We start from the raw sequence: 14,494 nt of genomic DNA on the forward strand, positions 1-14,494 counted from the left end.
CTTATTTAATATAATTTCATTTAAGAGAAATAGGGAAACAACTACGATTCGGTTATTTCCCTATTCAGGATTGATTAATAGCCTCTTTTATTCTTTTATAATCTCGATTGATTTAACAATCTCGTTATTCAGTAAAATGTGCAGGGTATATGTGCCTTTTTTTAGGTGGTCAATACTCATGTATATTTTCTCGTTTATATTATCCTTGGTAGAATTGACCATTTTAAAAACACTCTAAATAATTACCTGCACTGCTAAATTATGCAAATAGAACTTTGTGAGATACAAGAGATGTTTCAGATGATGCAAGATATGTTACAAACATTGAAATAATGTCCACCTCAACATTTTCAAACCTCAGGTGAATGCACTATTTGTGCTGTAAGTATTCGTTTGGCGTACAATCATAAGCCTCTTTAAAGCACTTTATAAAATATGAAGGTGTGTTGAACCCTACTTGATAAGCAATTTCTGAAACCGTAACATCAGAATTTTTGAGCAGCTCAATGGCCAACCTTAAACGTTGAGAACGAATAAATTCTGAAGTGCTCAGCCCAGCAATAGCTTTCAGTTTTCTATGCAATTGGGTCCTACTCATAGCCATGGCATCAGCAAAAGCTTCGCTTGTAAAATCTGTATCCACAAGGTTTTTATCCAGCACTTTTTTTAACCGTTTTAAAAAGTCGGATTCGGCAGAAGAAACTGTAACATCAGGACTAAAATTTAAATCCTTGCTAAAACGTTGCTGTAGTTTTTGCCTGTTTTCAATAAGTTTTTCTACCCGCAATTTTAATTTTTCACTGTTGAACGGCTTAGTAACGTAGGCATCAGCGCCCGTTCTTAAACCTTCAATTTCATTATTGTCACCCACCTTTGCCGTTAAAAGAATTATCGGTATATGACTTGTAAGTTCGTTATATTTTAGAGCGTTGCACATTGATATTCCATCTTCAACAGGCATCATTACATCGCTTATAATTAAATCAGGAATATGTTTTAAAGCTTTTTCAATACCTATTTTTCCATTGCTAGCCTCCAGCAGTCTATATTTAGTTTTAAAAATAGAAACTATAAACGTCCTGATATCAGGATCATCTTCAACAATCAACAGACTATCCTTGTCTTCATTTCCATTCAAGGACAAACCTTCTTCAACATGCCACTCATCTTTTGTTTGTTTCGTTATTATTTCCGTCGGCTTGTAGGCTTCCTTTTGAATTGGAAGAGTGACCGTAAACTGTATTTTATCAGAATCGACACTATTTGCAATGATGCTTCCTTTTGACAGGGAAACCAGTTCTTTAACTAAAGCCAAACCAACGCCAAAACCATCTGAAGCTTCATCATCTTGATAAAAACGTTGAAACAATTTACCTAAGTCCTTTTTTGAAATATCCTTATTGGTGTTAATAATTGACAAAATCAATAATCCGCTCTGCTGGTTAGCATTGAAGATTATATCACTTCCCTTTGGTGCATACTTAATAGCATTTGATAATAGGTTTGAAGTTATTTTTTCGATAACGTCAATATCAAACCATGCCTCATCCAAATTTTCGACAGAACTATTAATAGAAATATTCTTTTCATCTGCTTTGTACTGAAATGCGGTAACAATTTGAATCAAAAGTACTTTTAAATTACCATGGCCTACTTTTAGTTGTGCTTGCCCTGAATCTATCAAAGACAAATCCACCATTTGATTTACCAAATTCAGCAACCTATTGGCATTTTGCTTTACCAAACTCAGTTCTTTTCTATCTTCTGGGTTTAGGTCTTTTTTAGACAATTGGTGTTCAATAGGACCTGAAATAAGCGTTAATGGTGTTCTAAATTCATGGGAAATATTGGTATAAAGTTTGGTTTTAAATTCATCCAATTTTTTTAATCGCTCAGTTTCGGCATGCTCCATTTGCAACTGGGCCTTAACATTCCATCTAAACTTCAAATACTTATAAATACCCAAAGATATAAGTACCGCCAAAAGTAAATAACCTATTTTCATGGTTGTGGTTAAATACCATGGCTTTAAGATGGTGAATGTATAAGTTGCAGGTGTTTCGTTCCATACCCCATCATAGTTTGAGGATATTACTAGAAATGTATAAGTATTTGGTGGCAAATTCGTGTAATGCGCAAAGTTTACCCTTTTGGGTGTAACCCAATTGTCATCATAATTTACGAGCTTGTATTTATATTGGTTTCGCTCAGGTTGTGAAAAATGCAAACTGGAAAACGTGAAGGTTACGGTGTTCTGATTGTAATTTAGCTCTGTATTTTTAATCAATGGACGCTCTTTTGAAAACACTTCAAATTTTGAAATGATAGTTTTTGGCTTTACAGTATTGTAAGTGAGTTTTTCAGGATTAAACCAATTCAGGCCATCCAACCCCCCAAAATATATAATACCCTGTGAATCTTTATAATAAGCCCCTGTATTAAACTCCAAATTTTGCAAACCATCGTATACACTAAAACCCTCAAAATCTTCATTAATGGTATTAAATCGGCAAAGTCCATTATTTGTACTTAACCACAGGTTATTATTGCTATCTGGTAAAACGCCATAAACCACTTCATTGGGCAAACCGTCTTCTTCCGTGTAAGTTTTAACGGTACCATTATCGATGTCATATTTTTTTAGTCCCGCTCCGTACGTACCTACCCAAAGGATATTCTCCATTAGCAGCAATGATTTTATTTTATCATTCAAGGGTTGTATTTTGTCAACTTTATCTGTTTCGATATTCAACTTAAAAACACCACTATTATCAGTGCCAACCCACAAAATACTGTCACTAGCTTTAACCAAAGCTCTTATATTATTGGCCGCAAGTCCTGAATTTTCTTCATTGTATTCCTTTACAATTCCTTTGTACTTGTCGAATAGAATAATGCCGTGTCGTTCTGTAGCCAACCATCTCCTTTGACTTGATTCATCTAATATTCTCCAAATAGTATAATTACCTATCTCGGGATATGTCTTATAGTTTCCATTGGACTCAATTATGTTTAGCCCATAACCTTGGTGCCCCACCCAAAGTTCGTTTTCGTAAAAGTTTAAACTGATTATCCTATCGCTATTTAATTTAGAATTCTCAGTGGTTAGTGTTTTATAGGTTCCTGCTTTTGCATCAAAATAAGCCAAGCCTTTTCCAGAAGTGCCGATCCAAAAATTATGCTTTTCGTCGATTGTAAAACTTCTGATCATATCGACATTAACGCTTTTTGGCACTTGATTGTTTGTGAGTATATTGAACTTAATTAGGTGTTCGTCATAATAACTTGCCCCTGTTCCGTCGGTGCCAAACCAAATAACTCCAGTCATGTCTTCGTATAGGCAAAGCATGTCGTTATAGTGAATGGCAAAAGGGTTGTTTTTGTTAGCTTTGAAATTTTTAGCAGCATTATTAGCTAAATCCAATAAGAAAACTCCACTCCCATAAGTTGCAATCCAAAGCCTATTTTTGCTATCTATGAGTAAATCTTCAATATTCAAATCCTCTGGAAGTTCGGAATGCTTGAACTTAATGAACTTTTTATCATTATTAGCCCTATAAAATAGCCCACTTCCATACGAACCAAGCCAAAAACCGCCAAGACTGTCCTTTTCAAGAACACTAAAGTTTACGTCATTTCCACTTAAGACTGATGTTTTTTCGTAAGAACCATTTGGGCTTACATTATAAACGCCACCAGATGCCGCAACCAACAAATCTGAATCAATTTCATCAATATTATAAACGGTTACATTTTTGTCGTCATTTTTGAAAAGTTGAATGGTATCTTTTGTTTTTGAATCGATTTTGAAAAGTCCATTGCCATAGGCTCCAATAAAGAAATTCAAGCTTTTGTCTTGAAACAATGTGCCAGCCCTAAAAGGCAATTCAATGTGTTCAAAATAATCTTCTTCCGTATTGTACAATTCCAATTTCCCGGAATGGGTAATTATCCAAAGTCTATTTTGCTTATCGATGTATATTTTACCAAGGTTGCTGAAAGTGGCTCGGGTAATATCTTCAAATTGCTTATTGTAGTACTTAAACTCCCTGCCGTTATATCTATTTAATCCGTCTTGTGTTGCAAACCACATATACCCAATGGAATCTTGGGCCATACTTATGACACTGTTTTGGGAAAGTCCGTGCTCTACAGTTAACTGACTGAAAGCTATTTGCTTATTATGATTTTGTGCAAACCCAGCAAATGATAATAGAAAAGTTATTAGAACTGACTTTGTAAAATTCATTCATAGGGATTTATCAAATAAAGTTACAAAATTGTTCTTAACCTTTAATTTAATACTGAAGTAATAAGCTCAACCATTTTATTTGCTCTTTTTTCAACTTCATCTTTTGTCCATGATAATTTTATCAAACAAGAGATATTGCGGGCAATATAATGGTCTGATTTTTCGAATGATTTTTCATTAAGATATCTTAAACCTTCTTTAACTTCTTGAGAAATTGGATATAGAGATTTCAAGTTTTTCAAATGCTCCCATTTTCGGATATAGTGCCAATTATTGTTGTAATAATGAAAACATGCATCTATACCATTATTTTTAAAAGCCTCAGAAACTTTGGTAGTTGTTTCCAAGTCAGGTAGAAAGAAATTTAAAAACGCACAACTTTCTATACCGCCATCAGGAACGGTTCTAAACGTAACTTGCGGAATTTGAGCTAATATTCCTTTGATAATATCAAAATTCCTTTTTTGAATTTCTAGAAATTCTGGTAGGCGCTTAACCTGGGCCAGACCCACTGCGGCATGCAACTCTGAAATCCTAAAATTATAGCCCAAAAATGGATGGGTTTCGGCTCCTCTATCATGACCAATATGGTCATGGCCATGGTCGCTGTAATGGTCTGCATTTAGGTAGTACGTTTCATTGTTTGATACTACAGCACCTCCCTCACCACAAGTGATTGTTTTTACAAAATCGAATGAAAAACATCCGAGGTCGCCAATACTTCCAAGAGGTTTTCCTTTATATGAACCGCCGATAGCTTGGCAGGCATCTTCTATTAAAAGCAAGTTATGGGCATCACAAACAGCCTTTAATTCATCCATGTTGGCCATACTACCACACATTTGCACTACCATAACGGCTTTGGTTTTCGAAGTAATTGCCGCCTTGACAGCTTCGGGGTCTAGCCCTAGTGTATCATCAATATCAACCAAAATGGGGACGGCGCCCAACATCATAATAGCCTCAAAACTGGCCACAAATGTGAATGTTGGCATAATTACTTCATCACCTGCACCAACTCCGGCTGATGCTAAGGCTATTGATACAGCAGCAGTTCCACTGGAAACGAGCTGTACGTGCTTGGAATGAAATGTATTTTGAAGCTCTGCTTCTAGTTCCTTTGCTTTCCAATGGCCTTTTCGCATGCCTTCAAATCCGTAGCGCATGATCACACCATTGTCTAAAACGTCATTGACTTCTTTTCTTTCTAAATCTCCAAATAATTCGAATCCTGGCATAATGAGTTGATGTTTCTAATTTTTTATCGTGGTACTTGCGTTAGGGATTGAGGCAGTTGTTAAAGCTCTCACGCCCAAGGCGTGAAGCGACTGCCGAAAGCCTGACCCTTGGGAACGTCCTAATTTATCACATTTCTATTACCGCTTCTTCTAAAGGCTTTCTGACTTTTTTGAATCCTGAGAACATATCGTCTGCTGCGCGGTACCCAATGGGCAGAAGTAGTACGGTCATTAATCCTTTTTCTTCCAATTTAAGGATTTCGTCGTACTTTGAAGGGGTAAACCCTTCCATTGGACAGGAATCAATCCCTTCCATAGCGCAAACCGTCATTAAATTACCTAGGGCAATATAGGCTTGGTTGGTTGACCAACGTTGGCGCTGTTGCACAGTCATCTTTTCCATCATTTTTATTAGGTCTTCCTTATACGGGCGTAAAATGCTTTCCGGAGTGTTGCGAATACCTTTAATGTTATTGTAATAATTGGTGACATCGTCATGCAAAATGTCTTTTTGTATGCAAATAACCAGTAAATGGGATGCATCCAAAACTTGCTTCTGGTTATATGCATGCTTTACTAAAGGTGCCCTTAACTCTTTGTCTTCAATAACAATGAGTTTAATGGTTTGAAGTCCAAACGAAGTTGCAGTAAGGTTAAATGCTTGCTTTACAATATTTAATTTTTCTTCAGGAAGAATTTTGGTTGCATCAAACTTTTTAGTCGCATAGCGCCATTCAAGCTGCTTTATAATATCCATTTTGAAATAATCTATTTGTGCAAAAATAAGGTTTGTGATTTTGTTTTTTACATAATCTTTTACAAAATATGTGATTTATGGGACTACTAAAATTTATTTAAAAAGTTTGTTTTTTATTTGAAAGAATTAAAAAAGGGTTCTATATTTGCACCCGCATTCAAGCAAATAGCTTGATGAGGCACTCTAGGAGAAATGGCAGAGTGGTCGAATGCGGCAGTCTTGAAAACTGTTGAGGGTCACACCTCCGGGGGTTCGAATCCCTCTTTCTCCGCAAAATTTTAAAAACCTATGGAAATTATCCGTAGGTTTTTTTATTTCCTGAAGATCAATCTCCCATCCGACAAAATTTTTTGCAGTTCCCTATTTAATTTCGTAACTTTCAATAGGTTAAAAACCATTTTGACTTCCCCACTTCAAATACAACTGAAATTAATTTTTTAATACAGTACAGTACAGGATAGAAACTTTATCCAATTAACATAATTTCGCTATGAAATATTTTAATATATCTTATGAGCACATTAACCAAAAATTTTAAACACGTAGATTATTTGTGGGATGAAAACAAAGCATCATCACTTGGAGATGACCAAGTAGCTTTGTTTTTATACCGTTCGAACATATTGGGCGCAGACCTAAGAATCACCAACTATGGTGGAGGCAACACAAGCTGTAAAACCATTGAGAAAGACCCTTTAACCAATGAGGAAGTTGAAGTAATGTGGGTAAAAGGTTCTGGTGGAGACATTGGCACTTTAACACGTTCGGGGATTGCCGGTTTATATACCAACAGATTACGTGATTTAAAAAATGTATACGGTGGTTTAGCTGATGAAGATAGAATGGTTGGACTATTCAATCACTGTATTTACGATTTAGATAGTAAAGCACCATCAATTGATACGCCTTTACATGGTTTATTACCTTTCAAACATATAGACCACTTGCATCCAGATGCACTTATTGCCGTTGCAGCGGCTAAAGACAGTGAAAAAGTAACCAAAGAAATTTGGGGAGACACTATGGGATGGGTGCCTTGGCAACGTCCTGGGTTTGATTTAGGTCTTCAGCTTGAAAAGTGCCTAAATGACAATCCAGGCATTAGAGGTATCGTACTAGGAAGCCACGGTTTATTCACTTGGGGAGATACATCATATGAATGTTATATGAACAGTTTAGAAGTTATTGAAACGGCTTCTGAATACATTGAAAATAAAATTAAAGAAAAGGGTTCTGTTTTTGGCGGGCAAAAAGTTAAAAGCTTACCAAAAGAGGAACGTTTAGAAAAGGCAGCACAGTTAATGCCTTTGTTGAGGGGCTTATGCTCTTCTGAAAAAGGAATGATTGGGCATTTTGATGATAGAGATGTGGTCATGGAATACATTAACAGTAACGATTTGGAAAGATTAGCTCCTATGGGAACATCTTGTCCAGACCACTTTTTAAGAACGAAAATTCAACCATTGGTATTAACCCTTGGAACTAATGAAGATTTATCGGATGCTGATGCTGTTCTTAAAAAATTAGAGCCTGCTTTTGAGCAATATAGAAAAGAATATGCAGACTATTACAATACTTGCAAAAGAGATAATAGTCCAGCAATGCGCGACCCTAACCCTGTTATTATTATCTATCCAGGTGTTGGAATGTTCAGTTTCTCTAAAGACAAACAAACTACCCGTGTTGCGAGTGAATTCTACATCAACGCAATTAATGTAATGCGTGGTGCTGAAGCTATAACAGAATATACTTCTCTGCCAAGACAAGAAGCTTTTGATATTGAATATTGGTTGCTGGAAGAAGCGAAATTGCAACGTATGCCAAAAGAAAAGCCATTATCAAGAAAAATAGCCTTGGTTACTGGTGCCGGCGGAGGAATTGGTAAAGCCATTGCAGATAAGTTGGCCGCTGAAGGTGCCAACATTGTTTTAACCGATATTAATGAAGATAGCTTAAAAGAAGCAAATGCAACTTATAAACGCGATGTTTCAAGCTATGCGGTATGCGATGTTACAAATTATAATTCCATTGTTGACTCTTATAAAAAAGCATGTTTAGAGTTTGGTGGTGTTGACATTATTGTACATAGCGCTGGATTGGCTATATCCAAACCAATTGAGGAAACCACCGAAAAAGACTGGGATATTTTACAAAATGTATTGGTGAAAGGTCAATTTGAATTGGCTAAAGCTGGTGTTGAAGTGATGCGCAAGCAAAACTTAGGCGGTAACTTTATTAGCATTGCCAGTAAAAATGGATTGGTTTCAGGGCCAAACAACGTAGGTTATGGTACGGCAAAAGCTGCGCAGCAACACATGTCGCGTTTATTGGCTGCCGAATTGGCCAAAGATAAAATACGTGTTAATGTTGTTAACCCGGACGGGGTAATAGTCGGTAGCAAAATTTGGGAAGGTGCTTGGGCCGAAGGACGTGCCAAAGCATATGGCATTACTGTTGAGGAACTTCCTGCACATTATGCTAAAAGAAATTTATTAAACGAGATTATATATCCTGAAGACATTGCCAATGGTGTGTTTTCATTAGTTGCCATATTAGATAAAACAACTGGAAACATTGTAAATGTTGATGGTGGTATGGCAAACGCATTTGTAAGATAGTTATTAGAGTTAGTTTTAGTTTAAAAACTTCCATAGCATATTAAAATATATATGGGAGTTTTTTTTTAAAAAGTAAGCACCATGAAAATAGAGCAAAATCACATTCAAGAAACCAATAAAAAAGACCTCCAATCCCACCACGACCATTTTGATTTTTTGGTAAATAGTCTTTCCAAGAAAGGAACAGATGTAAAAAACGTGGTTAATAAACTTAAAGATTTTCAAGTAGCAATTCCTAGTTGGGCGTTGGGTGCTGGTGGCACCAGGTTTGGACGCTTCTCTTTTTATGGAGAACCATCAAATTTAGAGCAGAAAATTCAGGATATTGGTATTTTGCATGCGCTAACCCAAACGGCCGGTGCTGTTTCCCTTCACATTCCTTGGGATGTTCCTGAAGATTATAATGCCATTAAAGATTTGGCTAGTGGCTTAAACATTAAGTTTGATGCGGTTAACTCCAATACGTTTCAAGACCAAAAAGGTGCAAAAGAATCATACAAATACGGCTCATTGAGCAATACAAGTGAAGCTGTGAGACAACAGGCTATTCAGCATAATTTGGATGTTATTAAAATTGGAGACAAACTAGGTTCTAAAAGTTTAACTGTTTGGTTGGCAGATGGCTCTTGTTTCCCAGGGCAGAACAATTTTCAAACGGCGCTTCAAAATACCGAGAATAGTTTAAAAGATATCTACAAAGGCTTACCAAATGATTGGAGTATGCTTATTGAATACAAACCTTACGAACCCAATTTTTACAGTACCGTAATTCAAGATTGGGGAACGTCCTTTATGTTGGCAAATGCATGCGGAGACAAGGCATATTCGCTTGTAGATTTAGGGCATCATTTACCAAACAGCAATATCGAGCAGATTGTTTCAATCTTAATGTCTAAAGGAAAATTAGGAGGCTTCCATTTTAACGATAGTAAATATGGAGATGACGACTTAACTGTTGGAAGCATTAAACCTTACGCACTATTCTTAATTTTCAACGAATTGGTTTATGGTATGCAAAACAATCCGCAAAACCCAGATTTAGCTTGGATGATAGATGCCAGCCATAATGTGAAAGATCCTTTGGAAGATTTAATCCAATCTTTGGAAGCTATTCAAGAAGCTTATGCAAAAGCCCTTTTGATTGACCAAAACGAATTAAAATCTGCACAATTGGCCAACGATGTGGTTAAATGCCAAGAAATTTTACAAGATGCTTTTAGAACGGACGTTAGACCACTTTTGGAAAAAGCAAGACTGGAAAGTGGCGGAGCATTGAGCCCAATAAAGGCATATCGCTCTTTAAATGTTAGAAACAGATTGATTAAAGAAAGAGGTAAACATACTGTAGCAACAGGCTTATAATAATTTTATGGTTAATGTAACAGCCGTATTTGATATTGGTAAAACCAATAAAAAATTCTTCCTTTTCGATAAAGATTTCAAAGAGGTTCATAAAGAATACATTAAGTTTGATGAAATTGAAGATGAAGATGGTCACCCTACAGAAAACTTGCCTGCTCTTCAAGAATGGCTAAAAAAGGTTTTTGAAAATATACTAAAAGAATCAAAATTCAATATTGAAGCCATCAATTTTTCAACCTACGGTGCCAGCTTCGTTCATATTGACGAAAATGGAGAGGTTTTAACGCCCCTCTATAACTACACCAAACAGATTGACAAAAGTGTTGTTGATTCGTTTTTAGAAAAATATGGCCCAAAAGAAGAATTTTTAAAAACTACAGGCTGTTTTGATTTAAGTCTTTTGAACTCAGGTTTGCAATTGTATTGGATAAAACACACCAAGCCAGAAGTATTCAAAAAAATTAAATATTCGTTACATTTACCACAATATCTTAGTTATATCTTTACAGGCATCCCTTTAAGTGAATATACCAGCATAGGATGCCATACCGCACTTTGGGATTATGCCAAAAAAGATTACCATGAGTGGGTTTACAAAGAAGAATTACACAAAATTTTGCCCACAATAGTTTCTACTGAAACCAGTATAAATATGAACTACAACGGCAAACGCATTAAAATAGGTGTTGGAATACACGATAGTTCATCAGCACTACTTCCCTACGTGAGAAGCGTCAAGAAAAAATTTGTTCTGGTTTCAACAGGTACTTGGAGCATTACCCTAAATCCGTTTACCGATAACCCAATTGTTAGCGATACCGATGCCAAAGATTCTATAAACTACATGAGAATAAACGGAAAACCGGTAAAAGCCACCCGTTTATTTTTAGGTAATGAATATAAAATCCAAGTCGCCAAACTAGCAAAACATTTTGGCGTAAGCGAAGATTACCATCGGCATGTGAAGTTTGACCAAGATGTATATTTTGAAATCATGAAAGATTTCATACACATGTTTAAATGGGAAAGCATTGCAAGTGAAAATATGCCCACAATAAGCGAAATTACCTTTGATAAATTTGAACACGCCTATCACCAGTTAATGACAGAGCTTGTTTTATTGCAGGTTAAAAGCATAAAAGATGTTGTTGGTGAAGACGAAATAAAAAGACTGTATATAGATGGAGGTTTTAGCGATAATGACCTTTTCGTTAAACTATTATCACATCATTTCAGAAATATGAAATTAAGAACCACCGACTCGTCGTTAGGCTCGGCATTGGGTGCCGCAATTTCAATTTCCGATAAAAAATTAAATTCAAAATTTCTGAAAAAAAATTATTCATTAAAAAAGCATGTCCCTTTTATCATCAGCTAAATTAATTAATAAAACATGATTAATCCCTTGAATTTAAGCTAAAAAATTCAACCGTAATAACTGGTGTTAAAGTCAACAAGCTTTCAATTAAAAAGTTAAAAAGATGTCAAAGAATATTAAATTAGAGCATCCCAGAGACCAGATTACAAGGATTATTAGCCGAATTTATAAACGCGGAATGACTACAACCTCTGGTGGTAACATTTCAATAATTGATGAACACGGAGATATTTGGGTAACACCGTCAGCTATTGATAAAGGCTCATTACGAGCATCAGATATTATTTGTGTTAAGAAGGATGGAACCGTGGTTGGAAAGCACAAGCCTTCTTCAGAATTTCCATTCCACAAGGCCATTTATGAAGCAAGACCCGATATAAAATCGGTGATACATGCTCACCCTCCTGCCCTAGTTTCTTTTAGTATTGTTCGTAAAATACCGAACACAAATATTATCTCTCAGGCCAAACATGTCTGTGGCCCAATAGGTTATGCAAAATATGAGCTTCCCGGAAGTAACAAGTTGGGAGACGTTATTGCAGAAGAATTCAAAAAAGGCTTTAAAGCTGTAATCATGGAGAATCATGGTACGGTTTTGGGTGGCAGTGATTTAACCGATGCCTTTGAGCGCTTTGAAATGTTGGAGTTTTGCGCACGAACAATCCTCTATGGTTCCCAAATAGGAACACCTAATTATTTAACTGATGAACAAATAGACAATTTCCACAAGCAGGCTGCCCATATTTTACCAGAAATGGAACTCACGGAGCATTATCCTGAAGAAGTTGAAAGACGTTTGCAAATTTGTAAAATTGTTCAGCGTTCCTGTGAGCAAGGTTTAATGACTAGTTCTTATGGAACGGTATCAATGCGTTGGAAGGATAACGACTTTCTAATTACCCCAACCAATGTAAGTCGTTGGGACATGAGCCTTGAAGATATAGTTCAAATAAAAGACGGAAAAAGGGAAAAAGGAAAAACTCCGAGTAGAGCCACCTGGATTCATCAGGAAATTTACAATAACAACCCTGATGTAAATTCTATTATCATGACGCAATCTCCCTATTTAATGGCATTTGGGGTTACTAATTCTTATTTGAATGTTCGAACCATTCCTGAAAGCTGGATATTTCTGCAGGATATCCCAATGGTGAAATATGGTACACACTTTAAATTCAATAACAATTCCGATATTGTTGAAAATTGCACGACCGCATTGATTATCGAAAACGACTCAGTGATTGTAACTGGCGATAAGTTACTTCAAACCTTCGATTACCTTGAAGTTGCGGAATTTAGCGCTAAATCGATTGTTTTAGGAGCATCATTAGGCGAAATGGTTCCTATAAATGATGACCAAGTAGAAGAATTAAGAGAGAAATTTTTATCATAAAAAACACCACAAAAAATTAATACTAACTAAACACAAATTATATGGCACTATCCCACATTGAAGAAGAAATTATTGAAGACATTGCAGGAGGCGAATTTGAAAGAACCCCTGTACCAAAATCAAATCTAAAAGGTTGGAAAAGTTTCTTGGGCATGTATGCCGGGGAACACGCGGCCGGAACTGAATTTATGATTGGTCCACTTTTCTTAACTGCTGGTGTAAGTGCGTTCGATTTACTTGTAGGATTGTTTCTTGGAAACTTATTGGCTGTTCTTTCTTGGCGTTTTTTAACGGCAGAAATTGCAGTTAAAAACAGACTTACCTTGTATTTTCAACTAGAAAAAATAAGTGGAAAGAACCTTGTCACGGCTTATAATTTGGCTAACGGCATACTGTTTTGTTTTCTTGCGGGGTCTATGATTACCGTTTCTGCCACTGCAGTAGGAATTCCATTCGATATGCCTATGCCAAAATTAACAGATACTTTGCCAAATGGCTTAACTTGGATAATCATTGTGCTTTTGCTAGGTGCCGTTATATCCATTATCGCAGCAAAGGGTTATGACACAGTTTCAAAAGCCGCCAACTGGATGTCTCCTGTTATTGTGTTGGCTTTTGTTGCTTGTGGAATCGTAGCATTGGGCCAACTTGGAGTCACCAGCTTTTCAGAGTTTTGGGATATTTGGGGTGAAGGCGGAGATCCTTTTCCTGGGCAACTAAAATACACGTTTTGGCATGTATTGATTTGGTCTTGGTTTGCTAACAGTGCCATGCATATTGGTATGTCCGACCTATCAGTTTTTCGATTTGCTAAAAAAGCAAGTTCAGGCTGGACTACAGCAGCGGGGATGTACGTTGGGCATTATATGGCATGGATTGCAGCCTGCTTGTTATATGCGGTTTACTTAAAAACACCCGAAGCGCAAGTCTTTTTATCAAACGGTGAAGCTCCTCCAGTTGCTCCGGGACCCTTGGCAAATAATGCCATTGGTATTTTTGGAATTATTGCTGTGGTTTTGGCTGGATGGACTACGGCAAACCCGACCATTTATAGAGCGGGATTGGCTTTTCAAGCTATTTTACCAAAACTTTCAACGGCCAAGGTTACAATTCTAGCTGGTACTATTGCTACATTAGCTGGCTTGTTTCCGGCTTTTGCTATGAAACTTTTAGATTTTGTTGCCTTATATGGCTTTATTTTAGCCCCAGTGGGTGCCATAATCGTTTTTGAACACTTCTTTCATGAAAAAGCCGGAATTATAAAAAACTATGCTGATGAAGCAAATATCAAATTTAATAAGTCCGTTCTTTGGGCATGGGCAATTAGCTTTGGTTTGTTTTATTTAATATCAGTTCAGTTTAATATCTTTTTATCATTTGTAACACTGCCTGCTTGGTTATTATGTGGTATATTATTTTTAATATTCAGCAAGAAATTTCAAAAGCAAAATCAGTAGTAAACTGTTTAAAGAAGATATAAAAAAATCGGAACGTTC

Annotated in this window: 8 protein-coding genes and 1 tRNA gene; 6 read left to right on the plus strand and 3 right to left on the minus strand. The window is 36.3% G+C overall.

Annotated features, from left to right (window positions below; translation table 11 throughout):
- Positions 1 to 370 precede the first annotated feature (370 nt).
- The 3 genes from ACB104_RS00650 to ACB104_RS00660 form a co-directional block, all read right to left on the minus strand.
- The gene (locus tag ACB104_RS00650) at positions 371 to 4,249 is read right to left on the minus strand and encodes a hybrid sensor histidine kinase/response regulator transcription factor (protein ID WP_370476292.1); all 3,879 of its coding nucleotides are present in this window, start codon (positions 4,247 to 4,249) and stop codon (positions 371 to 373) included.
- A gap of 44 nt (positions 4,250 to 4,293) precedes the next feature.
- Positions 4,294 to 5,490, minus strand: coding sequence for a DegT/DnrJ/EryC1/StrS family aminotransferase (locus tag ACB104_RS00655; RefSeq protein ID WP_370476294.1), 1,197 nt, complete (start codon positions 5,488 to 5,490; stop codon positions 4,294 to 4,296).
- A gap of 127 nt (positions 5,491 to 5,617) precedes the next feature.
- On the minus strand, positions 5,618 to 6,247 hold the full coding sequence (locus ACB104_RS00660) for an NAD(P)H-dependent oxidoreductase (RefSeq protein ID WP_370476296.1): 630 nt from the start codon (positions 6,245 to 6,247) through the stop codon (positions 5,618 to 5,620).
- A 186-nt stretch (positions 6,248 to 6,433) separates the two neighbouring features.
- On the opposite strand from ACB104_RS00660, the gene ACB104_RS00665 reads away from it, so the two are divergent.
- The 6 genes from ACB104_RS00665 (at position 6,434) to ACB104_RS00690 (ending at position 14,455) form a co-directional block, all read left to right on the plus strand.
- Positions 6,434 to 6,518 (plus strand) — tRNA-Ser (locus ACB104_RS00665).
- A gap of 241 nt (positions 6,519 to 6,759) precedes the next feature.
- On the plus strand, positions 6,760 to 8,865 hold the full coding sequence (locus ACB104_RS00670) for a bifunctional aldolase/short-chain dehydrogenase (protein WP_370476297.1): 2,106 nt from the start codon (positions 6,760 to 6,762) through the stop codon (positions 8,863 to 8,865).
- Between the two features lie 81 nt (positions 8,866 to 8,946).
- A complete protein-coding gene (locus ACB104_RS00675) occupies positions 8,947 to 10,227 on the plus strand; it encodes a sugar isomerase (protein WP_370476299.1) in 1,281 nt (426 codons plus the stop codon).
- A gap of 7 nt (positions 10,228 to 10,234) precedes the next feature.
- The gene (locus tag ACB104_RS00680; RefSeq protein WP_370476301.1) at positions 10,235 to 11,605 is read left to right on the plus strand and encodes an FGGY-family carbohydrate kinase; all 1,371 of its coding nucleotides are present in this window, start codon (positions 10,235 to 10,237) and stop codon (positions 11,603 to 11,605) included.
- Between the two features lie 103 nt (positions 11,606 to 11,708).
- A complete protein-coding gene (locus tag ACB104_RS00685; protein ID WP_370476303.1) occupies positions 11,709 to 12,998 on the plus strand; it encodes a class II aldolase/adducin family protein in 1,290 nt (429 codons plus the stop codon).
- A 41-nt stretch (positions 12,999 to 13,039) separates the two neighbouring features.
- Positions 13,040 to 14,455, plus strand: a complete 1,416-nt coding sequence (locus tag ACB104_RS00690; protein ID WP_370476304.1) for a purine-cytosine permease family protein — start codon at positions 13,040 to 13,042, stop codon at positions 14,453 to 14,455.
- Positions 14,456 to 14,494: the final 39 nt, after the last annotated feature.

The sequence above is a fragment of the Tamlana flava genome (assembly GCF_041287255.1).
Lineage (GTDB): Bacteria > Bacteroidota > Bacteroidia > Flavobacteriales > Flavobacteriaceae > Tamlana > Tamlana flava.